Annotated in this window: 24 protein-coding genes; 9 read left to right on the top strand and 15 right to left on the bottom strand. The window is 64.4% G+C overall.

Annotated elements, in window-relative coordinates; translation table 11 throughout:
- Positions 1-89: 89 nt before the first annotated feature.
- Positions 90-1,061, bottom strand: a complete 972-nt coding sequence (locus C7402_RS13880) for a potassium channel beta subunit family protein (RefSeq protein ID WP_116611082.1) — start codon at positions 1,059-1,061, stop codon at positions 90-92.
- Between the two features lie 279 nt (positions 1,062-1,340).
- On the opposite strand from C7402_RS13880, the gene C7402_RS13875 reads away from it, so the two are divergent.
- Complete coding sequence (locus tag C7402_RS13875) at positions 1,341-2,144, top strand: 3-hydroxybutyrate dehydrogenase (RefSeq protein ID WP_112171156.1); 804 nt, start codon at positions 1,341-1,343, stop codon at positions 2,142-2,144.
- Between the two features lie 29 nt (positions 2,145-2,173).
- Positions 2,174-3,427, top strand: a complete 1,254-nt coding sequence (locus tag C7402_RS13870; protein ID WP_116611081.1) for a DUF3734 domain-containing protein — start codon at positions 2,174-2,176, stop codon at positions 3,425-3,427.
- A gap of 105 nt (positions 3,428-3,532) precedes the next feature.
- Here the strand turns inward: C7402_RS13870 and C7402_RS13865 are convergent, their stop codons facing one another.
- Positions 3,533-4,732 carry an amino acid aminotransferase gene (locus C7402_RS13865; RefSeq protein ID WP_112171154.1) on the bottom strand — a complete coding sequence of 400 codons (1,200 nt, stop codon included), beginning with the start codon at positions 4,730-4,732 and terminating at the stop codon, positions 3,533-3,535.
- 260 nt (positions 4,733-4,992) lie between these two features.
- Between C7402_RS13865 and uvrB the strand changes: the two genes are divergently transcribed.
- The 6 genes from uvrB (at position 4,993) to C7402_RS13835 (ending at position 11,239) form a co-directional block, all read left to right on the top strand.
- A complete protein-coding gene (gene uvrB / locus C7402_RS13860) occupies positions 4,993-7,074 on the top strand; it encodes an excinuclease ABC subunit UvrB (protein ID WP_116611080.1) in 2,082 nt (693 codons plus the stop codon).
- A 274-nt stretch (positions 7,075-7,348) separates the two neighbouring features.
- Positions 7,349-7,897, top strand: a complete 549-nt coding sequence (locus tag C7402_RS13855) for an iron transporter (protein WP_112171152.1) — start codon at positions 7,349-7,351, stop codon at positions 7,895-7,897.
- A gap of 114 nt (positions 7,898-8,011) precedes the next feature.
- Entirely contained in the window at positions 8,012-8,365 is a 354-nt protein-coding gene (locus C7402_RS13850) for a cupredoxin domain-containing protein (protein ID WP_181565541.1), read from the top strand.
- A gap of 75 nt (positions 8,366-8,440) precedes the next feature.
- Positions 8,441-9,286: an FTR1 family iron permease gene (locus C7402_RS13845; protein WP_116611079.1), complete on the top strand. Its 846-nt coding sequence runs from the start codon at positions 8,441-8,443 to the stop codon at positions 9,284-9,286.
- Between the two features lie 20 nt (positions 9,287-9,306).
- Entirely contained in the window at positions 9,307-10,710 is a 1,404-nt protein-coding gene (locus tag C7402_RS13840) for a 4Fe-4S binding protein (RefSeq protein WP_116611078.1), read from the top strand.
- Between the two features lie 121 nt (positions 10,711-10,831).
- Positions 10,832-11,239 (top strand): GlcG/HbpS family heme-binding protein, encoded by a 408-nt coding sequence (locus C7402_RS13835; RefSeq protein ID WP_116611077.1) that lies wholly within the window; start codon positions 10,832-10,834, stop codon positions 11,237-11,239.
- A 300-nt stretch (positions 11,240-11,539) separates the two neighbouring features.
- Here C7402_RS13835 and hemP read toward each other — a convergent pair whose 3' ends face one another.
- The 4 genes from hemP to C7402_RS13815 all read right to left on the bottom strand — a co-directional run bounded on the left by hemP (position 11,540) and on the right by C7402_RS13815 (position 13,967).
- Positions 11,540-11,812 carry a hemin uptake protein HemP gene (gene hemP, locus C7402_RS13830; protein ID WP_112171148.1) on the bottom strand — a complete coding sequence of 91 codons (273 nt, stop codon included), beginning with the start codon at positions 11,810-11,812 and terminating at the stop codon, positions 11,540-11,542.
- 163 nt (positions 11,813-11,975) lie between these two features.
- Positions 11,976-12,461, bottom strand: a complete 486-nt coding sequence (locus C7402_RS13825; RefSeq protein ID WP_116611076.1) for an SRPBCC family protein — start codon at positions 12,459-12,461, stop codon at positions 11,976-11,978.
- A gap of 38 nt (positions 12,462-12,499) precedes the next feature.
- Positions 12,500-12,898, bottom strand: a complete 399-nt coding sequence (locus C7402_RS13820) for an OsmC family protein (protein ID WP_112171146.1) — start codon at positions 12,896-12,898, stop codon at positions 12,500-12,502.
- A 187-nt stretch (positions 12,899-13,085) separates the two neighbouring features.
- Positions 13,086-13,967: a pirin family protein gene (locus C7402_RS13815; protein ID WP_116611075.1), complete on the bottom strand. Its 882-nt coding sequence runs from the start codon at positions 13,965-13,967 to the stop codon at positions 13,086-13,088.
- A 121-nt stretch (positions 13,968-14,088) separates the two neighbouring features.
- Between C7402_RS13815 and C7402_RS13810 the strand changes: the two genes are divergently transcribed.
- A complete protein-coding gene (locus C7402_RS13810; protein WP_224042433.1) occupies positions 14,089-15,174 on the top strand; it encodes a LysR family transcriptional regulator in 1,086 nt (361 codons plus the stop codon).
- A gap of 416 nt (positions 15,175-15,590) precedes the next feature.
- Here the strand turns inward: C7402_RS13810 and C7402_RS13805 are convergent, their stop codons facing one another.
- The 9 genes from C7402_RS13805 to C7402_RS13765 form a co-directional block, all read right to left on the bottom strand.
- The gene (locus C7402_RS13805) at positions 15,591-16,010 is read right to left on the bottom strand and encodes an ExbD/TolR family protein (protein ID WP_112171144.1); all 420 of its coding nucleotides are present in this window, start codon (positions 16,008-16,010) and stop codon (positions 15,591-15,593) included.
- An 18-nt stretch (positions 16,011-16,028) separates the two neighbouring features.
- Positions 16,029-16,775 (bottom strand): MotA/TolQ/ExbB proton channel family protein, encoded by a 747-nt coding sequence (locus C7402_RS13800; RefSeq protein WP_112171143.1) that lies wholly within the window; start codon positions 16,773-16,775, stop codon positions 16,029-16,031.
- A gap of 47 nt (positions 16,776-16,822) precedes the next feature.
- The gene (locus C7402_RS13795; protein ID WP_112171142.1) at positions 16,823-17,554 is read right to left on the bottom strand and encodes an energy transducer TonB; all 732 of its coding nucleotides are present in this window, start codon (positions 17,552-17,554) and stop codon (positions 16,823-16,825) included.
- A gap of 279 nt (positions 17,555-17,833) precedes the next feature.
- Positions 17,834-18,082 (bottom strand): (2Fe-2S)-binding protein, encoded by a 249-nt coding sequence (locus C7402_RS13790; RefSeq protein ID WP_112171141.1) that lies wholly within the window; start codon positions 18,080-18,082, stop codon positions 17,834-17,836.
- A 325-nt stretch (positions 18,083-18,407) separates the two neighbouring features.
- Positions 18,408-19,268, bottom strand: coding sequence for a glutamate racemase (murI, locus tag C7402_RS13785; RefSeq protein ID WP_244314844.1), 861 nt, complete (start codon positions 19,266-19,268; stop codon positions 18,408-18,410).
- A gap of 71 nt (positions 19,269-19,339) precedes the next feature.
- Positions 19,340-19,819, bottom strand: a complete 480-nt coding sequence (bfr, locus tag C7402_RS13780) for a bacterioferritin (RefSeq protein WP_112171140.1) — start codon at positions 19,817-19,819, stop codon at positions 19,340-19,342.
- 201 nt (positions 19,820-20,020) lie between these two features.
- The gene (locus tag C7402_RS13775; protein WP_116611074.1) at positions 20,021-21,544 is read right to left on the bottom strand and encodes a fumarate hydratase; all 1,524 of its coding nucleotides are present in this window, start codon (positions 21,542-21,544) and stop codon (positions 20,021-20,023) included.
- Positions 21,545-21,613: 69 nt separating this feature from the next.
- On the bottom strand, positions 21,614-22,255 hold the full coding sequence (locus tag C7402_RS13770; protein WP_112171138.1) for a TIGR00645 family protein: 642 nt from the start codon (positions 22,253-22,255) through the stop codon (positions 21,614-21,616).
- Between the two features lie 161 nt (positions 22,256-22,416).
- Complete coding sequence (locus C7402_RS13765) at positions 22,417-23,313, bottom strand: DMT family transporter (protein WP_116611073.1); 897 nt, start codon at positions 23,311-23,313, stop codon at positions 22,417-22,419.
- Between the last annotated feature and the right edge of the window lie 414 nt (positions 23,314-23,727).

The raw sequence follows: 23,727 nt of genomic DNA, 5'->3' as shown, positions 1-23,727 counted from the left end.
ACGCCACCGCAAGCCGCCCCCGCCGTGCGCGCACGGCCTGCCGGCCACTGCGTCAGCCGTTTCGTCCGGCCGTTGTGTCAGTCGCTGCGTCAGTCGTAAGCGTCGCCGACGATCGCCTCGATCTGCGCCTTCACGTCCGGCGTGATCTTTTCCGCCACTTCGCGCGCCTTCATGTTCTCGCCGATCTGCTCCACGCGCGAGGCGCCGGTGATGACCGTGCTCACGTTCGGATTCTTCAGGATCCACGCAAGCGCGAGTTGTCCCACGGAACAGTCGAGCTGTTTCGCGAAGTCGGCGAGCTTGCCGACGATCGCGTTCTTGTCAGGGTCCGTGACATTCTTGCGCAGCCAGTCGTAGCCTTGTAGTTCCGCGCGGCTACCGGTGGGCACACCGCCGCGGTATTTGCCGGTGAGCAGCCCCGAGGCGAGCGGGCTCCACGTGGTGAGGCCAAGGCCGATGTCCTCATAAAGCCGCCGGTATTCGTCTTCCACGCGCTGGCGGTGGAACAGGTTGTACTGCGGCTGTTCCATGACAGGCTTGTGAAGATGGTGGCGTTCCGCGATTTCCCATGCGGCGCGAATCTCGTCGGCGCTCCATTCCGAGGTGCCCCAGTAGAGCGCCTTGCCGCGCGAGATCATGTCGCTCATCGCCCACACGGTTTCCTCGACCGGCGTGTTCGGGTCCGGGCGGTGGCAGAACACGAGATCGACATAATCGAGCTGCAAGCGCTTGAGCGAGCCGTCGATGGCGTTCATGAGGTACTTGCGATTGAGCGTGTGATACTGGTTGGGCGCTTCGTTCAAGCCCCAGAAGAACTTGGTCGAAACGACATAGCTCACGCGCGGCCACGCGAGTTCCTTGAGCGCCTGCCCCATCAGCTCTTCCGACTTGCCGCCCGCGTAGACCTCGGCGTTGTCGAAGAAGTTGACGCCCGCGTCGCGCGCCGCCGCGAGCGATTCGCGCGCGAGTTTCGCGTCGACCTGATTGCCGTAGGTGACCCACGAGCCGATGGACAGTTCGCTAACTTGCAGGCCTGAGCGGCCCAGTCGCCGGTAGTTCATGAACGCTTCTCCTCCAGTGCGGTATTGAGTTCGCAAAGCTAGCACGAGTTCGCCATTTGCGCCGGGCGGGCATGCGCTACGCGCGGCGCCTTGCAGTGCGGCAACGGCGCGGCGAAATTCAGTTTTGCTTGTCCTCCTCGATGCTTCACGCAAGCCGCTTCATGCACAATAGCCGCGTTGGCCGCGACGCAACATCCGGCCGGATGGCATAAGCCATTCGTCAGGTTTGACGGCGCGCGAGCCGGGGTTTCACACTGTTCAACAACCTGGAGGTGTCCGATGTCGTCTCTCTCTCTGAATACGAAACTCGATGGCAAGGTTGCAGTCGTCACCGGTGCGGCCAGCGGCATCGGCAAGCAGATCGCGCTGACGCTCGCGCAGGCGGGCGCCGCCGTCGCGATCGCCGACCTCAACCAGAGCGGCGCCGACGCCGTAGCCGAGGAAATCAAGGGCGCGGGCGGCAAGGCCATCGGCGTGGCCATGGACGTCACCAATGAAGACGCGGTGAACCAGGGCATCGACCGCGTGGCGGCCGAACTGGGTTCGGTGGACATCCTCGTGTCGAACGCGGGCATCCAGATCGTCAATCCGATCGAAAGCTACGCGTTCTCCGACTGGAAGAAGATGCAGGCCATCCACGTCGACGGCGCCTTCCTCACCACCAAGGCCGCGCTCAAGCACATGTACAAGGACGATCGCGGCGGCGTCGTGATCTACATGGGCTCGGTGCATTCGCACGAAGCCTCGCCGCTGAAGTCGGCCTACGTCGCGGCCAAGCACGCGTTGCTCGGTCTTGCGCGCGTGCTCGCGAAGGAAGGCGGCAAGCACAACGTGCGCTCGCATGTGGTGTGTCCGGGTTTCGTGCGCACGCCGCTCGTGGAAAAGCAGATTCCCGAACAGGCGAAGGAACTCGGCATCAGCGAGGAAGAAGTCGTCAAGCGCGTCATGCTGGGCGGTACGGTGGACGGCGTGTTCACGACCGTCGAGGACGTCGCGCAAACGGTGTTGTTCCTTTCGGCCTTCCCCTCGGCTGCGTTCACGGGTCAGTCCTTCGTTGTGAGCCACGGCTGGTTCATGCAATAAAACACGCATTGGATGGAGGAGGCGCGGTTATGGCGCAACGCAAGAAGGGGCAGGCCCAGTCGGCCGCCGTGGGGGAGGAGACTGCGGTGCATGGCGGCGCGGCGGCGCGTCCGCACGTGACCCACTGCGGCAGCGAATCGCAGCAGTGGGAAACGGTCGCGCTTACGCTCCAGGGCGGTGGCGCGCTCGGCGCGTATCAGGCGGGCGTGTACGAGGGGCTGTTCGAGGCTGGCATTTCGCCCAACTGGATCGCCGGCATTTCCATCGGCGCGCTCAATACCGCGCTCATTGCGGGCAATGCGCCCGAGCATCGCGTGGCGCGTTTGCGCGAATTCTGGGAAACGATCTGCCAGCCTGCCTACAGCCCGCCGCTGCCGCCTTTCATCGAGCACGCGCTCTTCAATGCGAACGCTTCCGTGCGCAAGACCTTTACGGCCATGCAGGCGGCGGGCGCGATTGTGGAGGGGCAGAAGGGATTTTTCGTGCCGCGCTTTCCGCCGCCGTTGCCCAATGCTTCTGGGCATCCGGAAAAAGCGAGCTACTACGACACGAAACCCCTGAAGGTGACGCTCGAGCGCCTGTGCGACTTCGACCGTATCAATTCAGGCGAAACGCGGGTGTCGGTGGGGGCGGTCAACGTGGGCAGCGGCAACTTCGTGTATTTCGACAACACGACCACGCGGCTGCGGCCCGAGCATTTCATCGCATCGGGCTCGTTGCCGCCGGGTTTTGCGGCCGTGGAAATCGACGGCGAGTATTACTGGGACGGCGGCCTGATGTCGAACACGCCGCTCTACGAAGTGATCCAGACCACGCCGCGACGTGACACGCTGGCGTTCCAGGTCGATCTCTGGAGCGCGCGCGGGCCGGTGCCCGACAACATTGTCGACGTGCAGGGCCGCATGAAGGATATCCAGTATTCGAGCCGTACGCGTCTCGTGACCGATATCCTGCAACGTTCGCAGCGCTACCGTCACGTCTTGCGCGAAGTTCTCGATCGCATCGCGCCCGAGCACGCCAACGATCCCTGGGTCGCGCTGGCGGACGAGCTTTCGTGTTCCAGGAAGTACAACGTGATCCACCTCATCTACCGGCACAAGGAGTACGAGGGGCACTTCAAGGACTACCAGTTCGGCATTTCGACCATGCGCGAGCACTGGACAAGCGGCTTGCAGGACATTCGCGCCTCGCTCGCACAACCGGGCTGGCTCGACAAGCCCGACAACGATTCGGGCTTCGTCACGCACGACATCCATCGCGACATGCGCGGCCACGGCGGTTGAGCGCTTATTGAGTGTTTGTTGAGCGCTCGTTGATCGTCCCGCCAAAACAAAAGGCGTCCGTTCTTGCGAACGGACGCCTTTTTCATGCTTGCTTGCGCGTTGGGCTTACTTCAGCACTTGCGCGACTGCGCTCGCAACGGCGTCGAGGTTGCGCGTGTTCAGCGCGGCCACGCAGATGCGGCCCGTGCTCACGGCATAGATGCCGAACTCTTCGCGCAGACGGTCCACTTGCGCGGCGGTCAGGCCCGAGTACGAGAACATGCCGCGCTGCACGTTGATGAAGTTGAAGTCGCGATCCACGCCGGCGGCCGTGAGGCGTTCGACGAGGCCCGTGCGCATCGCGCGGATGCGGTTGCGCATTTCGCCGAGTTCCGCTTCCCACATCGCGCGCAGGTCGGCCGAGCCGAGCACGGCTGCGACCACCGAGCCGCCGTGCGTCGGCGGGTTCGAGTAGTTCGTGCGGATCACGCGCTTGAGTTGCGAGAGCACGCGCGCCGATTCTTCCTTGCTGGTCGTGAGGATCGACAGTGCACCCACACGCTCGCCGTACAGCGAGAACGACTTCGAGAACGACGACGACACGAACACGTTGAGTTCCGAAGCGGCGAAGAGGCGCACGACTTCGCCGTCTTCCGCGATGCCGTCACCGAAGCCTTGATACGCGATGTCGAGGAACGGCACGAGACCGCGTGCCTTCACGGCTTCGATTACCTGCTTCCACTGGTCGATCGTGAGGTCGACGCCAGTCGGGTTGTGGCAGCACGCGTGCAGCACGACAACCGTGCCGGCGGCGTAGCCGTTCAGCGCGCTCAGCATGCCTTCGAAGTTCACGCCGTTGGTCTGCGCGTCGTAGTACGGGTACGCGATGACGTCGAAACCGGCGCTTTCGAAGAGGGCGCGGTGGTTTTCCCAGCTCGGGTCGCTGATCGCGACCTTGGCGTTCGGGTTCACGCGCTTCAGGAAGTCCGCGCCGATCTTCAGTGCGCCCGTGCCGCCCAGCGCCTGCGCCGTGACGACGCGGCCGGCTGCGATCAGCGGCGAGTCGTCGCCGAGCAGCAGCTTTTGCACGGCGGCGTCATAGGCGGCGAGACCTTCGATCGGCAGATAGCCGCGCGGCAGGCCGGCTTCCACGCGCGCCTTTTCGGCTTCGCGCACCGCGCGCAGCAGCGGAATCTTGCCTTCCTCGTTGGTGTACACGCCCACGCCGAGGTTCACCTTGGTCGCGCGAGCATCGGCGTTATAGGCTTCGTTCAGACCCAGAATCGGGTCGCGGGGGGCGAGTTCGACAGCGGAAAAGAGGGACATGATCGTTCGGCAAAAGTGAAGGGAGATCGGTTGGGCCACACGTGCCGGCCACAGAACGCGTTATTGTAGCGAATCCTCAAGCCGGATTTCCGCCGATTTGGCATCCGTCGCGCCGCCCGGCCCTTGCAGCGCCGCCTGAGGCGCCCCATCTAGCTCCGTAGCGGGCCCGAAGCCCGCTCCAGGCCCGCTCTGGCATGCCGACCGGCAAAATCAGGCGAGGCGATAGAATAGTTGTTTGCTCCGCGCACAGGATGTCACCCATGTCCGACCACATCGTCGCCGACGCGCCCGCGCTCGACGAGTCGAAGTTCGTCCAGTACGAGGGCTCGCCGTTCCAGCTCTACCAGCCGTACCCGGCGGCCGGCGACCAGCCGACGGCCATCGCAACGCTCGTGGAAGGCGTGGAGGACGGGCTCTCGTTCCAGACGCTGCTCGGCGTCACGGGCTCGGGCAAGACCTACACGATGGCGAACACCATTGCGCGCCTGGGCCGCCCGGCCATCGTGTTCGCGCCGAACAAGACGCTCGCCGCGCAGCTTTACGCCGAATTCCGCGAGTTCTTTCCGCGCAACGCCGTCGAGTATTTCGTCTCGTACTACGACTATTACCAGCCGGAAGCCTATGTGCCGCAGCGCGATCTCTTCATCGAGAAGGATTCGTCGATCAACGAGCACATCGAGCAGATGCGGCTTTCCGCCACCAAGAGCCTGATGGAGCGGCGCGACGTGGTGATCGTTGCGACGGTTTCGGCAATCTACGGTATCGGCAATCCGTCCGAGTACCACCAGATGATTCTCACGCTGCGTCACGGCGACAAGCTCGGCCAGCGCGACGTCATCGCGCGCCTGATCGCGATGCAGTACACGCGCAACGAGCAGGACTTCCAGCGCGGCACGTTCCGCGTGCGCGGCGACACCATCGACATCTTCCCGGCCGAGCACGCTGAAATGGCCGTGCGCGTGGAACTGTTCGACGACGAGGTCGAAACGCTGCAACTGTTCGACCCGCTCACGGGCCGCGTGCGCCAGAAGATTCCGCGCTTCACGGTGTATCCGTCGTCGCACTACGTGACGCCGCGCGAAACCGTGCTGCGCGCCGTCGAAACGATCAAGACCGAATTGCGCGAGCGACTGGAGTTCTTCCACACCGAAGGCAAGCTCGTGGAGGCGCAGCGGCTGGAACAGCGCACTCGCTTCGACCTGGAGATGCTTCAGGAACTGGGCTTTTGCAAGGGCATCGAGAACTATTCGCGGCACTTTTCGGGCGCGCTGCCCGGCGAACCGCCGCCCACGCTCGTTGATTACCTGCCCACCGACGCCATGATGTTCCTCGACGAGTCGCACGTGCTGATCGGCCAGTTCAACGGCATGTACAACGGCGACCGCGCGCGCAAGGAAAATCTCGTCGATTACGGCTTCCGGCTGCCTTCGGCGCTCGATAACCGGCCGCTCAAGTTCAACGAGTTCGAGCGCAAGATGCGCCAGGTGGTGTTCGTCTCCGCCACGCCCGCCGACTATGAAAAGAAGGTGACGGGGCAGATCGCCGAGCAGGTGGTGCGGCCCACGGGCCTCGTCGACCCGACGATCGAGGTGCGCCCGGCGTCGACCCAGGTGGACGACGTGCTCTCGGAAATCAACGCGCGCGTGGAAGTGGGCGAGCGCGTGCTCGTGACGACCCTCACCAAGCGCATGGCGGAGCAGCTCACCGAGTTCCTCGCCGACCACGGCGTGAAAGTGCGCTACCTGCACAGCGACATCGACACGGTCGAGCGCGTGGAGATCATCCGGGACCTGCGGTTGGGCACCTTCGACGTGCTCGTGGGCATCAACCTGCTGCGCGAGGGACTCGACATTCCGGAAGTCTCGCTCGTGGCGATTCTCGACGCCGACAAGGAAGGCTTCCTGCGCGCCGAGCGCTCGCTGATCCAGACGATCGGCCGCGCGGCGCGCAACGTGAACGGCAAGGCGATTCTCTACGGCGACCGCATCACCGACTCGATGCGCAAAGCCATCGACGAAACCGAGCGCCGCCGCGCCAGGCAGATGGCCTTCAACGAGGCGAACGGCATCGTGCCGCGTGGCGTGGTCAAGCGCATCAAGGACATCATCGACGGCGTCTACAACGTCGATGAAGCCCGCGCCGAACTGCGCGAGGAGCAGGAGCGCGCGAAGTTTGAGGATATGTCCGAGAAGCAGATCGCCAAGGAGATCAAGAAGCTCGAGAAGCAGATGATGGACTACGCGAAGAACCTCGAATTCGAGAAGGCCGCGCAGGCGCGCGACCAGCTTGCCGTGCTGCGCCGGCGCGTGTTCGGGGCGAACGTGGGCGATCATCCGATCTGAGCGATTACCGCTCGTTGCGCTGCCTCCATGCCTTCGATCGCCTTTCGGGTGTCGAAGGCGCTGAAACCGGCCTGCCAAAACACCGTAAGGCTGTGTTAACAAACCGCTGCTAAAACCCTGTTGCATTAAGGTTTTTCGCGCCGCCGAATTTGTCCCTCATCTGCATCGGTGTTAAACTTCGCTATTATTGAGAATTGTTCGCATTAACGTTTTTAGCTGCATGCGGACCGGCTCAGTTGGATGTAATCCTCATATATAAAAACCAGGAGTTTCGATGCGGATCCACTCTCTCTTGCGCGGTACCGCCGTCATCGCGGCCGCCACGGCGGCGTTTGCGGCCCATGCGGCTGAATACCCGATCGGCAAGCAGCAAATCCAGGGCGGTATGGAAATCGGCGCGGTCTATTTGCAGCCGATCACGATGGAGCCGGAAGGCATGATGCGCAAGGCGTCGGATTCCGATATCCACCTGGAGTCGGACATCCACGCGGTGAAGAACAACCCGACGGGCTTCGCGGAAGGCGACTGGATGCCGTACCTGCAAGTGCATTACGAGCTGACCAAGCCGGGTTCGAGCTACGTGCAAAAGGGCGACCTGATGCCGATGGTCGCGAACGACGGCCCGCACTATGGCGACAACGTCAAGCTGGCGGGCCCCGGCAAGTATCACCTCAAGCTGATCGTGGAAGCGCCGATGCAGACGGGCCACATGGCGTTCGGCCGTCACGTCGACAAGGAAACGGGCGTGGGCCCGTGGTTCAAGCCGATCACGCTCGAATACGACTTCCCGTTTGCCGGTATCGGCAAGAAGGGCGGCTATTAAGCGGAAAAATTAGCGGCCCAATGAGCGGGCCGCGAAGCGGATAGCGCAAATGGCAGCGGCGCTCGCCTCGTGCGGCGCCACTGCATGAAATGCAGCAAGGAGCAGGTAAGACCAATGACTGGAATCCGGAAGTTTGCGGCGCTCGCGCTCAGCGCGTCTTTTGCGGTGTCGCTTGCTGGCGTGGCCACGCTCGCGCACGCCGAGGATCTGCCGACGTTCAAGCTCGAAATGAACGACGGCAAGCTCAATCCCGCGCGCATCGAGGTGCCGGCGGGCAAGCGCATCAAGATCGAGGTGCGCAATACGGGCAAGGGCGCGGCCGAGTTCGAGAGCGTCCAGTTGCGCAAGGAAAAGGTGCTGGCGCCGGGCGCGGACTCGTTCGTGGTGATCGCGCCGCTCGATCCGGGCGAGTACAAGTTCTTCGACGATTTCCACCAGCAGGCGCAGGGCGTGATCGTCGCCAAGTGAGCGCTGCCGGGTGAAGGCAATTGTCGCGAAGTAGTAAGGCCGCCGGCGCGTAGGGCCGGCAGCAGGAGGTGTTGAATGGGTCAGGTGATGTTCATCGTATGGCGGGAGAGCGTTGAGGCGCTGCTCGTCGTGGGGATTCTCTATGCGTGGCTGAAAAACGGCGACGCGGACGCGCGGCGCGGCTTGCCGTACCTGTGGGGCGGCGTGGCGCTCGGCATTCTTGCCGCTATCGGCCTCGGCGCGGCGCTGGTCGGCTTCACCGAGGTGCTCTCGGGCGACGCGCAGGACTACTTCCAGACCGGCATGGTGCTGGTGGCGTGCGTGCTGATCGTGCAGATGGTGCTGTGGATGAAGCAGCACGCGCGCACGCTCAAGCGCGAGATGGAGCAGTCGCTCGAAGCGAGCACGCGCGATTCGAACTGGTGGGGCGTGCTCGTGCTCGTCGCGCTCGCCATCGCGCGCGAAGGCAGCGAAACGGTGATCTTCCTCTACGGCCTCGGCTTCGGCCAGTCGGGCCACGTGGACGCGAGCCAGTATTTCGCCGTGCTGATCGGCCTCGGGCTGGCGTTCCTCACCTTCTACATCCTGCAACTGGGCGGCAAGTACTTCTCGTGGCGGCACTTCTTCCGCGTCACCGAGATCATGCTGCTGTTCCTCGGTGCGGGCCTGTTCCAGACCGGCGTGGACAAGCTGATCGACAAGGAATTCCTGCCGACGATCATCGACCAGGTGTGGAATTCCTCGGCGATCCTCGACGACTCGAGCACCTTTGGCTCGCTCGTCGCGACGCTTACGGGCTATCGCGCGCATCCGGCCCTCATGAACCTGATCGCCTACGCGGCGTACTGGCTCGTGGTGTGGTTCCTCGTGCGGCGCGCCACCGGCCGCGCGACCGCAGTCGGGAAGAGGAAGGCAGCATGAGTTGTGCATCCCAGCGCCCGATGCAGGGAGCGGGGCGCCCTGGCAAGCTCGCCCAGGCGGGCCAATGGATGCAACGTCACGGCGCGGCGATCCGCGCCGTGCAGTGGGTCGTGGTCGCCGTTTATGCCTTCCTGATTCTCGTGCCGGCGGTCATGCCGCTGCCCGGCGACACGGCGCACCTGTGGAACAACCTCACGCTTGCCGCGCAGTTCGTGTTCTGGGGCATCTGGTGGCCGTTCGTGCTGCTTTCGATGGTGATGCTCGGGCGCGTGTGGTGCGGCGTGTTGTGCCCCGAAGGCGCGCTCACCGAGTTCGCGAGCAAGTTCGGGCGCGGCTGGGCGATTCCGCGCTGGATGCGCTGGGGCGGCTGGCCCTTCGTGGCCTTCGGGCTCACCACGATCTACGGACAGATGGTGAGCGTCTACCAGTACCCCAAGGCGGTGCTGCTGGTGCTGGGCGGCTCGACCCTCGGCGCGATGGTCATCGGCTTTCTGTACGGGCGCGAGAAGCGCGTCTGGTGCAAGTATCTCTGCCCCGTGAACGGGGTTTTTGCGCTTCTGGCGCGTCTCGCGCCGTTTCGCTACAAGGTCGACGAAGACGCCTGGCGCAATTCCTATCAGCACGGCGAACACGGCGGCCACCGCGTGATTCCCGTGAACTGCGCGCCGCTCGTGCCGCTGCGCAACATGAAGGGCGCCGCGCAGTGCCACATGTGCGGCCGTTGCAGCGGGCACCGCGACGCCATCTCGCTGTCGTGGCGCTCGCCCTCGGAAGAGGTGGTCGAGCTCGGCGACAGCCAGGCGAGTGCCTGGGACACCGCACTGATTCTCTACGGCCTGCTGGGCGTGGCGATCGGCGCGTTCCACTGGACCGGCTCGCCGTGGTTCATCGGCATCAAGCAGTGGCTCGCGGGCTGGCTCATCGACCGCGACATCACCTGGCCGCTCGACACCAACGCGCCGTGGTTCCTGCTCACGCATTATCCCGAGCAGAACGACGTGTTCTCGTGGCTCGACGGCACGATGATCGTCGGCTATATCGTCGCGACGGGGCTCGTGTACGGCACGGCGCTCTTCGCGATTCTCGCCGCTTCGACCGCCGTGTTCGGCCGTTTCCAGATGCGCCGCCTGCATCACTTCGCGCAGTCGCTGATTCCGCTCGCGGGCGCGGGCGTGTTCCTCGGCCTCTCGGCCACGACGCTCTCGCTGTTGCGCGCCGAGCACGTGCCGCTCGACTGGGCGACGGAGGTGCGCATCGCGATCCTCGTCATCACCAACGCCTGGAGCGCGTGGCTCGCCTGGCGCGTGACGGGGCGCTACAGCACGCGCCTGTGGCAGCGCGCGCTCGCGCTCGCGGGCTTCGCCGTGGCGCTCGCCGTGGTGGACAGCGCATGGTGGCTGATGTTCTGGGGTTGGACGCGCTGAGTTTCGGGCGCATTTTCCGCACCGTCTTCCGGCGCGTTCTGCGCTACTCTCCTTGCATCGTCATGTGGCTTTGGCGCCGGGCTGGTCCCGGCGCGGCCCGCCAGCACAAGGAGAAACCGTTATGCGAACCCGCGCAGTTCTGACTGACGAAGACGTCGTGAAGATGGCCGATGCGGCCGTGGCGCACGCACGCGCCAACCAGTGGAACGTGACGATCGCCATCGTCGACGAGGGCGGGCATCTGCTCTATCTGCGCCGGCTCGACGGCGCCGCGCCCATCACCGCCGAGATCGCCATGGCGAAGGCGCGCACCGCGGCGCTCGGCCGCCGCGAAAGCAAGGTCTACGAAGACGTCATCAAGCAGGGCCGCACGGCGTTTCTCAGCGCGCCGCTCACCGGCATGCTCGAAGGCGGCGTGCCCGTGATCGTGGACGGCGACGTGATCGGCGCGATCGGGGTATCGGGCGTGAAGTCCGATCAGGATGCGGCCGTTGCGCGCGAGGGCATCGCGGTGCTCGGGGCGGGGTAAGCGCGGCCGCTACGCCACGCCTGGCGGTGGCGCAAAAAACAAAAGCCGCGGACAGATGCCGCGGCTTTTGCCTCGGGCGGCTCACGCTTCGCGCGCCGCCCCGATCAGGTATGAGAACAAAAAAATGGCGTGGCTTGCTGCGACGGCTGGCTTAAAGCTTGAAGGATGTCTGCACGAAGGGGTCTAGATCTCGCGTGCAAGCCGTCGTTGCTGGCTAATGCCCAACGCCTCTCGGTGGAGGCGGTCCCCACAATACCCGGTTAAAACCTGTTCGAATCCTGCTTCTGTCCTGCCCGAGACTTACTTCGTCAGGATCAGCTTGCCGAGCCGCGTGGCCCGCAACTGATACGTCTCGCCGTTGTGCTTGATGCTCACATGGCTGCGGCCCTGAAGCAGCGCCGCGCTTTCCAGCGTTCGCTCGCCGCCCGCCGCGCCGCTTGCCGTATCCGCGCTCTTGCGCGGCTGCGATTGCGGCTGCGCATGTGTCGCTGCGGGTTTCGGCCGTGCGCTGGTCAATGCCGAGCCGCCGGTGCGGCGGACGCTAAGAGTGGTGGAGCGGTTGAAGTCGGTCATGAACGTGACGTCTTTGTCTCGATTCGATGGAGTTATTCTAAATGATAATCGTTCCTATTTTCAACTGTCCGAAATTTATCGAAATTTACTAGCGATAGCCAGAGGGGGAGGCGGACAGGCACAGCGGCGCCCCGCGAGCGCGAGGGCCGCTGCATGGCGTCGGTCAATGCACGGCGTTCGGCAGGTCGCCGTTGCCTTGCACGAACTGACGGATCAGACGCACGGTGTCGATGTCCGACTCGCGATACGCCGACTTCACGATCTCGGAGGTCTGCCGGTCGTCCTCGCTGTCGGCGGTCGGCAGCGTCGTGCGGTACTCGAAGCGCAGAAAGAGCTGTAGCGCGTCGGGTTGCTCGATCGTCATCGTGAGCGAGCCGCCCACGTAGTCGGCCGTCGCCAGGATGTCGTAGCGCACGCTCTCGTTGGCCGTGAGCGTGACGCGGTCGCGCACCGTGGCGTGGCCGTAATGCAGTTCGCGCTCCAGCGTGCTGTCGGTGCGCGAGAGGATCGTGCAGCTATCGAGACCGATCACGAAGAGTTGCGGCTGTTCGGCGCGCAGCACGAGTCCTTCCCAGAGCTGGTCGCGCGTCATGGCAACCACCAGCGGGTTCAGCGGGTCGTTGATCTGGATGAGGTGTTCGAAATTCAAGGCGGCGCCTTCCTGTGTCTATGTCCTTGTGCCGGCGCTCAAGCGACGACGAGACCCGAGCGTATCGTGATCGTGTTGGTGAGGACCTTGTGGACCGGGCAGGCGTTGGCGATCTGGAGCAGGCGCTCGCGCTGCTCTTCGGTGAGCGCGCCTTCGAGCGCGATCTGGCGATCGATCGTCGTGCCTTCGTTGCCGGTTTCCATCGAGAGCTTCACGCGTACGCCTTCGAGCGGCCACTCCTTGCGCTGTGCGTACATCTTCAGCGTGATGGAGGTGCAGGCGCCGAGGCTCGAGAGCAGCAGCGAGAAGGGCGACGGTCCGCGATCGCCGCCGCCGAGTGAGGCGGGTTCGTCGGCGATCCAGGTGTGTGTGCCGTCGTCGAACTGGACCTGGTAGTTCGTCGAGCCAATGTGTGCGGTGACTGCGGGTTCGGCCATGCGCTCCTCGCGGGAGGGACGGTTAAAGGGGACGGGCGCGCGCCGGCCGGCGCGCGCCCCGGAAACCTTATTGTGACGGAAAGCGGGCAAGCCTGTGGTGATGAGGCGGCGCGACGGCCGTGGCCGCGCGCGCCTGGTGTGCGTCTGGGTGTGCGCGTGGCGTGCGCTTCGTGCGCCCGGTGCTCGTCTAGTGTGCGATGCGCCCCATGCGACCGGCCTGATAGTCGAGCACGGCCTGGCGGATCTCCGGCTCCGTGTTCATCACGAACGGGCCGTAGCGCACGACCGGCTCGTTCAGCGGCACGCCGCCGATCAGCAGGACTTCGAGCGGTGCGCTCGCGTCGGCGGGGGCGGCGAGCGTGACCGTGTCGCCGTCGCGCGCGAAGGTCACCATCTGCTGCGCCTCGACCGCCTGCGCTTGCGGACCGTAGAGCCCCGTGCCCGAAAGGCCGTAGGCGAACACGCGATACTCGGCCGGCACCGGCTGCTGCACGCTCGCGCCGGGCGCGATCGTGAAGTGCTGGTAGAGGATGGGCGTGCGCGTTTCGATCGCGGCCTTCGCGCCGAGCGCCTCGCCCGCAATCACCTTCACCGTGACCTTGCCGTCCTTCGAGCGGCCCACCGGAATCTGCTCCGTGGGCAGTTCCTGGTAACGCGGCGCGATCATCTTGTCGCGCGCGGGCAGGTTCACCCACAGTTGCAGGCCGTGCATCCGGCCGCCCGTGCGCGTGAATTCGGGGTCGGGCATTTCACTGTGGATCACGCCCGCACCCGCCGTCATCCACTGCACGTCACCGGGGCGCAGCGTGCCCGAATGGCCCGCCGAATCCTTGTGGCCGAAGCGGCCCGCGAGCATGTACGTGACGGTTTCGAAGCCGCGATGCGGGTGGTCGGGCGCGCCCTTGGCTTCGCCCGGCGCGTAGTCGGTCGGGCCCATTTCGTCGAGCAGCAGGAACGGATCGAAGTCCATCAGCGTGCGGGTGGGGAACGGCCGATGAACGATGAATCCGCCACCCTCGGTGGTGCGAACCGCGGGATAAACGCGTTCGATCGTACGGGTCGTGGTCATGGATATCACCTCGAATTGTGGGAATTGCGTTATATGCGAAACAAACAGCTATTATAGGTACCCAATTCGGGCTGTTTTACGGCCTCATCGCAATGGATTGTCCCATCGCTGGAACGACGACATGAAAATCGATTCGCATAACCTCAACGACCTGATGTACTTCTCGCAGGTGATCGAGCATGGCGGATTCTCGGCCGCCGAACGTGTGCTCGGCATCTCGAAGTCACGTCTGTCGCGGCGGGTGAGCGAACTCGAGGCCTCGCTCGGCGTGCGCCTGTTGCAGCGCTCCACGCGCAAGCTCGCGCTCACCGAGGCGGGCGAACTCTTCTACCAGCATTGCCGCGCGATGCTCGCCGAGGCGCAGGCGGCGGTGAACGTCGTTCAGTCGCTGCGTTCGTCGCCGCGCGGCACGGTGCGCGTGAGCGTGCCCGTCACGCTGTCGCAGACGATCTTTTCGCAGATCATTCCGGAATTCATGCATCGCTACCCTGAAGTGCGGGTGGTGATGCGCGTGACGAACCGCGTGATCGACCTGTTCGAAGATTCCGTGGACATCGCGCTGCGCGTGCGCTCGGAGCCGCCGGAGAACGCCAATATCGTGGTGCGCCCGCTGTGGCGCACCGAGCAGATGCTGGTGGGCGCGCCGAGCCTGCTTGCGCAGAATGCGCCGCCGCTCACGCCCGACGACCTCACGCGCTTCGAAACGCTCGACACGCCCACGAGCGACGGCCGCCATGTGTTCCAGCTGATCGCGCCCGATGGCACGCGCCACGCGCACGAGCACGAGCCGCGCCTCATCACCGCGGACCTCACGACGATCCGCGAGGCGGCGCTCGCGGGCCTCGGCATCGCGGCCATGCCGGAGATGATGTACGGCGCCGCGCTGCGATCGGGCAAGCTTTCGCCGGTGATGCCGGGCTGGACGCTGCCCGTGCCGCAGCTTTATGCGGTGTTTCTCTCGCGCCAGGGCATGGTTCCCGCCGTGCGGGCCTTCGTCGATTACCTCGTGGAAGTGCTCGACGCCGACAAGAGCTTGCAGCAGGAATGCCCGCTGAGGAGCGAGATCGCCGCGCTCGCGGCGCACGCGGGCGGGCAGGGCGCGGCCACGGGCACGACATCAAGCACAACAACAAGTACACCGAATGTTCAGGGTGCACGGGCCGGGTTGCTGCGCACGAAGTCCGCAAGCAAGATCGAAACGGCGTGAAGCTTTGCGAACATGCACGCGCGTGCGCTTGTATGAAGCTTTGCCCTGAAGCACCGCTGTTGCGCGTGCCGTTCAGCTTCGGCTCAAACGCCATTTGTTTTTAGGCATTCAAGCGCTGCCGGCCATCGCTACATTCAATGGCTCAACGCTTGAAGGCCAGCGGCGAGAGGAATATATTGAAGTCCTCCTCGCCAAGCACCGGTCTTGAGTGGGGATTGATGGCCGCTATCATAGTGAGCCTTCAGGGCCGAAAGCGCAGTCCGTGTTGCCCACGGCAGTCGCATGTGCCGGCGTGAACCGATCGATTGTCGGGGAGTCGCCGCCACCGCCCGAATGCGCCGCGTGCGCACGAAAAAAGGCCTTCATCTGACGATGAAGGCCTTTTACTTTGTGCCGCCGTTTTGGGCTGGCGGTATTCAGTGATGCGCGGGATCGGTGACGAAGCCGAGCTTCGTGAGGCCGCCGCTCTGGGCCGCCGACATCACCTGGGCCACGCGTTCGTACTGCACCTTGCGGTCCGCGTTCAGGTGCAGTTCCGGCTGCGGCGTGGTTTGCGCCGCGGCGGCGATCTTCTGGTTCAGCGCCGCGTCGTCGACCTTGTCGCCATCCCACAGCACGGTGCCGTCCGCTTCGATCGATACGTTGATCTGCGCGGGCTTCGCATCTTCCTTCTGGCTGCTCGCGTGCGGCAGGTCGATTTTCACGGCGTGACGGATCACGGGAATCGTCACCATGAAAACGATCAGGAGAACCAACATGACGTCGACGAGCGGCGTCATGTTGATTTCGTTCATCAGGCCATCGTCGTCGTCGCTGGCAAAGGGGCTCATCGCCATGTTGCTTGCCTCCGCTCTTTAGTGGCTGCGCGCGGCGACACGCAGGTTGCCGGTGCTGCCGTCCTTCGCGCCGCTGCGCGAGGTCGAGGTGAGACGGGCGCCCGTCACGAAGAAGGCGTGCAGGCCGTGCGCGAAGCGGTTGAGCTTCGTGACGATCGCCTTGTTGGCGCGGGTGAGGGCGTTGTAGCCGAGCACCGCGGGAATCGCGACGAAGAGGCCGAACGCGGTCATGATGAGCGCTTCGCCCACGGGACCGGCCACGGCGTCGATCGAGGTCTGACCGGTTGCGCCGATCGTAAGCAGTGCGTGATAGATGCCCCACACCGTGCCGAACAGGCCGACGAACGGCGCCGTGCTGCCGATCGAGGCGAGTATGGCGAGGCCGCTTTGCATCTTCGCGACGGAATCGTCCATCGTGTCTTTCAGGCAGCGCGTGACCCAGTCAGACACGTCCATGCGGTCGTGCAGATGCGGTTGCGTCTGATGATGGTGATCGGCGGCTTCCTGGCCCGAGAGGGCGAGCGCGAGGAACGGGTTGTCTTCGCGCGTGCCGCTGCCGAGCTTCTTCACGCCGTCGGCGAGATCGTCCGAGTGCCAGAACTGCTGCTCGGCGTTCTTCGTGAGGCGCTTCAGGCGCGCCACGTTCCAGCCCTTCACGACGATCACGCACCACGACAGCACCGACATGATCAACAACGCGAGCGCGATGCCGCGTGTCACGAAATCCCCTTGCGCCCAGACGTGGGCGATACCGTAGTTCTGCATTCTCAATCCTCTTTATTCAATTCATGAAGGCGTGTGGCTTCAGCCGGTCAATCGTGCAGGCTGAAGTCGAATGGTTGCGTGTAGGCCGCGCGCACGGCTTCGCCGTTTTCCAGGTACGGCTTGCACGAGCTTTGGCGCATGGCGTCGACTGCGGCGTCGTCGAGGCGGCTGTAGCCGCTCGACTTCTTCAGCTCGATGTTCTCGATCTTGCCCGTGAGGCCCACGACGAAATGCACGAAGGCCGTGCCGGTCTCGCCACGGCGGCGCGAAAGCGTCGGATAGTCGGGCTGCACGATGCGGCAATCGAGGTGCGAAACGTTCTTCGGTGCCGAGAGCGCCATGGTCGGCTTCGCGTCGGTGGCTGCGGCGGCCGTCTGCGCGGGCGCGGGCGGCGTGGGAGCCGGCGGCGCGGGCGTGGCGGGCGCCGCCGATTCGATCGCGTGCTGCGAGGGCGCTTCGGCGACGGGCAGCGGAGTCGGCTTGGGCTTGGGCTGAACCTTCGGCTTTTCGCGCGTCACGTGCGGGACGGGCTTGGGCGGAGGCGGCGTGGGCGTGGACTGGATCGCGGCCGGTGCGGCCACGGGATCGGGCTTGAGCAGTTCGGCCGTAATGGTCTGCGACTGTAGCGCAACGGGCGTCACGGGTTCGCGCTTCATCAGCACGACGGCGATGAGCGCGGCGTGCAGCGCGAGCACGATGGCGCTCGCGGTGACGACACGGCGATTGACGCGAACGGCGGGAGACGGCAGCGTGCCAGCGGTGGTTTGGAAAGCCTGCATGTTTAGCGTGGCTGCCATGCGGACGACGGCGCGCGGACGATCCAGCGAGTCCTGCGCAACGTGTCGGGCAGCTTTATTTGCGAAAGATCAACAGCGATATACACAACGTCGTGACGAAACCGATCAGCAATTCCATAGCGACCTCCTTTGAGGTTCACGAGCGGTAGCTGGCTGGTCGCGAGACGGGCTTGCTGTCGGCGGCGGTTAGGTGTCCGGCGCGCCCGGCTGTGCGGGCGGACGGTACGGGCGCGCATCGGTGGCAGGATGCGCGCCATGACATCAGGCTGCCTTGCGCTCGTAAAACGTGAGCGGCACGACATGCGGGACCACGGCGGGGGCGTGCGGCACCCCGCAGCGGCTCGCGCATACGCCGCTTTGCGCCATCACGTCGCGAACGGATTCTTCGCACTTGCCGCAGCAGGTCGCGACGCCGAGCTCGAATTGCAACTCGTCGAAGGAATCCATACCTTCCGCGATGGAGGCACGGATCGTCCGATCGGAGACAGACTTGCAAACGCAGACAATCATGATGGACCGCAATAGAGAGAGTTAATGCGAATTATTATCATTATGTTTGATGGGTTTGGCAAGCGGCCAGACGGAATTTTTGTAACAAAACCGGATGCTTAGCAGGGGTTTTGCTTTAGGTCAGATGCCGGCGATGCCGGGGCCGGATGCCGGAGACGTGGTTGGCGGGCAGACAAGCGCTTGCCGCGGCGCCCAGGCTTGAGGCCATGGGGCGGGCGCTGGAGGCCGCCTGCGATCGTTTGAGAGCGCGCTGCGGGGACGCGCTCGGGCAGGCCGTGGATGAGAAAACGGGGTTGAAACGTCAGCGGGCCGTGGAGCCGAGGGCTCAGGCCGCGTTGGCTTCGAGTTCGATCGTGCGCCGTGACGGAATCGCCACGCGTTCGACTGCCGCGTCGAGGCCGAGCAGGGCGGCGGCCAGTTCGCGCAAGTGTGCGCCGTCGCTAGTCGAGCAGAAGCGGATCGCATCGGCGTGCGCACCGGCATCCCCGCCGCTTGCGCGCAGGCCGTGCTGATCGAGCACGCGCTCGAGCTGCCGCGCGATGGCGACGCTGGTGTCGATGAGCGTCATGCGTTCGCCGACGATCGAGCGGATCGCGGCGTCCAGAAACGGGTAGTGCGTGCAGCCGAGCACCAGTGTGTCCGCGCCGGCGTCGAGCATGGGCTCGACGTACGCGCGCAGCAGCGCGAGCAACTCGGCTGAACTGATATCGCAGCGCTCCACGGCCTCGACGAGGCCATGGCCCGGCTGGCACAGCACGCGCAGGTCGGCCGCGTGACGCTCCACGAGCGCCTGGAAGCGCGCGCTGCGCAGCGTCACCTGGGTGGCGAGTACGCCGGCCACGCGCGACTTCGAAGCGAGCGCCGCCGGTTTGATGCCCGGCTCCACCCCCACGAGCGGGATGGAGAGCCGCTCGCGCACGAGCGCGATGGATTGCGCCGTGGCCGTGTTACAGGCCACCACCAGCGCCTTGGCCCCTTGCGCGACGAGCCATTCGCAGATCGCCAGCGTGCGGTCGGCAATGAAGTCGTCGTCGCGCTGGCCATAGGGCGCGTAGCGCGAGTCGGCGACATACACGAGCCGCTCGGCGGGCAACAGCGCGCGCACGGCGCGCAGCACCGAGAGACCGCCGAGACCGGAGTCGAAGATGCCGACAGGCGCGGCGCTGGAAGAGGCCGGAAGGTTCAAGAGGCTGGGCGCTGGAGTGTTGAAGCGCACCCGCAAGGCGGACGGGTGCGCGACACGCGAGGGGCGTGCGATCAGGATTCTACCGAACCCATTGCCGATTGCTGGTAATTCTGGATGCCGACCTTGTCGATGAGGTCGAGCTGCGTTTCGAGCCAGTCGATGTGCTCTTCGGTGTCGTCGAGAATTTTCACGAAGATTTCACGCGAAATGAAATCACGCACCGATTCGCAATAGACAATGGCTTCCTTGCAGGTGGACTGCGAAATCTGCTCGAGCTTCAGATCGCACTCGAGAATTTCCTTGGTCTCTTCGCCAATCAGCAGCTTGTGCAGGTCTTGCAGGTTCGGCAGACCGTCGAGCATGAAAATGCGTTCGATCAGCCAGTCGGCGTGCTTCATTTCGCCGATCGATTCGTCATATTCGTGCTTGCCGAGTTTTTCGAGGCCCCAATGCTTGTACATGCGGGCATGCAGGAAATACTGATTGATAGCCGTGAGCTCGTTCTTGAGCTGCGCGTTCAGATATTCGATGACTTTCTTGTCGCCTTGCATGATCTTTCCTTTCTTGGTGTGGCGGAGACTGGTTTCCAACAATAAACGCTCAATACGCAAAAGCCAAGGGCTAATACGGGTGGAATTGAGGCATTTATTGGCGATTAACTGGGTGCTGAGAATTAGTCTCAGTACGATTTGCGTGACGCAATAAAAAACCGGGGCGCGTGGCCCCGGTTTTTAACAGGCATTAAGCATGCATCAAACCGTTGCGACTGGAATCTTGCCGATCTTTGCCTGCCATTCGGCGGGGCCGGTCTTGTGGACCGAGGTGCCCGACGAATCGACCGCGACCGTCACCGGCATGTCCTGCACGTCGAACTCGTAGATGGCTTCCATGCCGAGGTCTTCGAATGCGAGGACCTTCGAGCCGCGGATCGCCTTCGAAACGAGGTAAGCCGCGCCGCCCACGGCCATCAGGTAAGCGGCCTTGTGCTTCTTGATCGCCTCGATCGCCACGGGGCCGCGCTCGGCCTTGCCGACCATCGAGATGAGACCCGTTTGCGAGAGCATCAGCTCCGTGAACTTGTCCATACGCGTAGCGGTGGTGGGGCCTGCCGGGCCGACCACTTCGTCGCGCACCGGATCGACCGGGCCGACGTAGTAGATCACGCGGTTCTTGAAGTCCACCGGCAGCTTCTCGCCCTTGGCGAGCATGTCGGCGATGCGCTTGTGCGCGGCGTCGCGGCCCGTGAGCATCTTGCCCGAGAGCAGGAGCGTCTGGCCCGGCTTCCACGAAGCGACTTCTTCCGGCGTGAGCGTGTTCAGATCGACGCGCTTGCTGGTTTCCGTGTTCGGTTCCCAGTTGACCTTCGGCCATGCGTCGAGCGAAGGCGCTTCGAGCTTGGCCGGGCCCGAACCGTCGAGCACGAAGTGCGCGTGGCGCGTGGCGGCGCAGTTCGGGATCATCGCGACGGGTTTCGAAGCCGCGTGCGTGGCCGTGGCCATGATCTTCACGTCGAGCACGGTGGCGAGACCGCCCAGGCCCTGCGCGCCGATGCCGAGCGCGTTGACCTTCTCGTGCAATTCGACGCGCAGCTCTTCGATCCAGTCCTTCGGGCCGCGCTTGATGATGTCCTGGATGTCGATGGATTCCATCAGCGATTCCTTCGCCATCAGCATCGCCTTTTCAGCGGTGCCGCCGATGCCGATGCCGAGCATGCCCGGCGGGCACCAGCCTGCGCCCATCGTCGGCACGGTCTTGAGCACCCAGTCGACGATCGAGTCGGACGGGTTGAGCATGACGAACTTCGACTTGTTTTCCGAGCCGCCGCCCTTGGCCGCAACCTGAACGTCGACCTTGTCGCCCGGCACGATCTCGTAGTGGATCACGGCCGGCGTGTTGTCCTTCGTGTTCTTGCGGCCGCCTTCGGGCGGGTTCACGATCGACGCGCGCAGCACGTTGTCCGGGTTCAGGTAACCGCGGCGCACGCCTTCGTTGATCATGTCGGTGACGCCCATCGTCGCACCGTCCCAACGCACATCCATGCCGACCTTCACGAAGATCGTGACGATGCCGGTGTCCTGGCAGATCGGGCGCTTCCCTTCGGCGCACATGCGGCTGTTCGTGAGGATCTGCGCAATGGCGTCCTTCGCGGCCGGGCTCTCTTCGAGCTCGTACGCGCGGCCGAGTGCCTCGATATAGTCCTGCGGATGGTAGTAGCTGATGTATTGCAGCGAATCCGCAATGCTTTGGATGAGGTCTTCCTGTTTGATGACGGTCATGGCTAGCTTCTGTGGGGACGGGTGTTTTGAATTTTGAGTCGTATTGAATCGTGGGGCCGCGCGCGCCGTTCAGTCCGATTCGGCGTGCTCGGGAACCGCGCGAGGGGCTGCGGCATGCCCGCCTGGCACCGGATGGCGCGCGGCGAGGTCCTGATAGTGTTCGGGGTGCGTGTGCGTGGTGATGCGGTCGATCCACGCCATCACGAGCGCGGAGACGAGGAACGCCACGTGGATGATCACCTGCCACATCACCGTATGCGTCGAGGCGGCATCGGGATTGATGAAGGTCTTGAGCAGGTGGATCGACGAAATGCTGATGAGCGCCATGGCGAGCTTCACCTTGAGCACGCCGGCGTTCACGTGGTCGAGCCACTCGGGCTCGTCGGGGTGGCCTTCCAGGTTCATGCGCGAGACGAAGGTCTCGTAGCCGCCCACGATCACCATGATGAGCAGGTTCGAGATCATCACCACGTCGATCAGGCCGAGCACGGCCAGCATGATGCTGGTTTCGTCGAGCGTGGTGGCGTGGCTCACGAGGTGCCACACTTCCTTGAGGAACAGCAGGCAGTACACCGCTTGCGCGACGATCAGGCCCAGATAGAGCGGCACCTGTAGCCAGCGGCTCATGAAGATGACGCTGGGCAGCGGACGCATGCGGCGACGGGCTTTACCGGGAGCGGCGGCGGAATGCTGGGGACGTGCGGCGGACATGGGCAATCACGGTAGCGAATACGGGCGGGGCCGTTCAGGCGGGGCCAGATGGCGCTCGCAAGGGGCCGGGCGGGCGCTATTGTACAGCGTCGGCGCAAGGGCCCGCCCGGATTCCGGCAGCGCCGCCCGCGCCCGATACTTTCAGACAGATTACAAAACCGTCACGACGCCACCGGCGGCACGCGCCGGGTCTTGAGGCTCGCGAGCGCGATGCCGGCCACCACGCAGGCGAGCGCGATGCCGTGCGCGGGCGTGGGGCGCTCGTCGAGGAAGGCGATGCCGTAGACGGCGGCGGCCACCGGCAGCACGGCCGTGAACACGCCCGCGATGCTGCCGGGCACATGGCGGATGCCCATCATCCAGAGGCAGAACGAGAACACGCTCGCCGAAAGCCCGTACCAGAGCGCGAGCCACCAGACGCCCGCGGGCACGCTCGCAAAATCGAACGACAGTGCGGCGGGCAGCCCGACGGGCAGCATCAGCAAAAAGCCGAACAGATGCGTGTAGGCGCAGATGTCGAGCGGCGCCAGCGTTTGCGTGAGGCGGCGCGACAGGATCACATAGAGCGACTCGCAACCCACCGCGCCGAGCACCATCAGGTTGCCGGTGAACGAACTCGCGCCCGCGTCGCCGCTTGCACCCACATGCGCGAGGTTGATGACCGCAATGCCCGTGATGGCGAGCGCGATGGAGGTGAGCGCCCGCGCGTCGGGGCGCTCGCGCAGGAAGAGCCACGAGAAGAGGGCGATCACGGCGGGAATCGTGCTCGTGATGACGCCGGCCGCGACCGCGCTCGTGCGATGCACGCCGCCCAGCATGAGCAGCGTAAACCCGAATGTCCCAAACAGCGCCTGGAGGAACAGATTGAGCCATTCGCCGCGCTTCACGCGCTGCATCTTCGTGCGGCGCAACAGCGGGCCGAGCACCGCGAGGGTGATCACGAAGCGCAGCAGCGCGAAAAGCGGAACGGGGATGAAGGCGACAATCGACTTGCCGATGCCCACGTTGCTGCCCACGAGCAGCATCGAGGCGACGAGAAAAAAGGAATAGCGGTTCAAGCTGGAATCCGGGTACGCAGTTCAGTTAGCATTCTAAATGTCTGCTTACCTGGGTGCCAACGCGCGCCGCCGGCGGTTAGGTCCACCAGCGCGCGTAAGTGGCCGGTAAGTTGCTACGCTTAATCTAGCCGGCATGGGTGCACGCGCAGAGCGCATGGCGTCCATGCATGCTGCAATGCCACAATGACGGCTTGCAGCGCAAGCTAATAGCGTCGCGCCCGCATGCGGGCGGCGGCGCACGGAGACGGCGCGCGCGGGCATTGAAGATGCTCACGCGTGTCCACGAGTTTGACGTTTCATCTTCACCAAGGGGTTGTCGATGTCTGCGATTGAATCGGTTCTTCAGGAACGCCGGGTCTTTGCGCCTTCAGAACAAACGGTGGCTGGCGCCACGGTGTCCGGCATGGACGCCTA

It is taken from the genome of Paraburkholderia unamae (genome assembly GCF_003096875.1).
GTDB lineage: Bacteria > Pseudomonadota > Gammaproteobacteria > Burkholderiales > Burkholderiaceae > Paraburkholderia > Paraburkholderia unamae.
The sequence above is the reverse complement of the archived record's forward strand: the minus strand, read 5'-3'. Positions and strand labels throughout refer to the sequence as shown.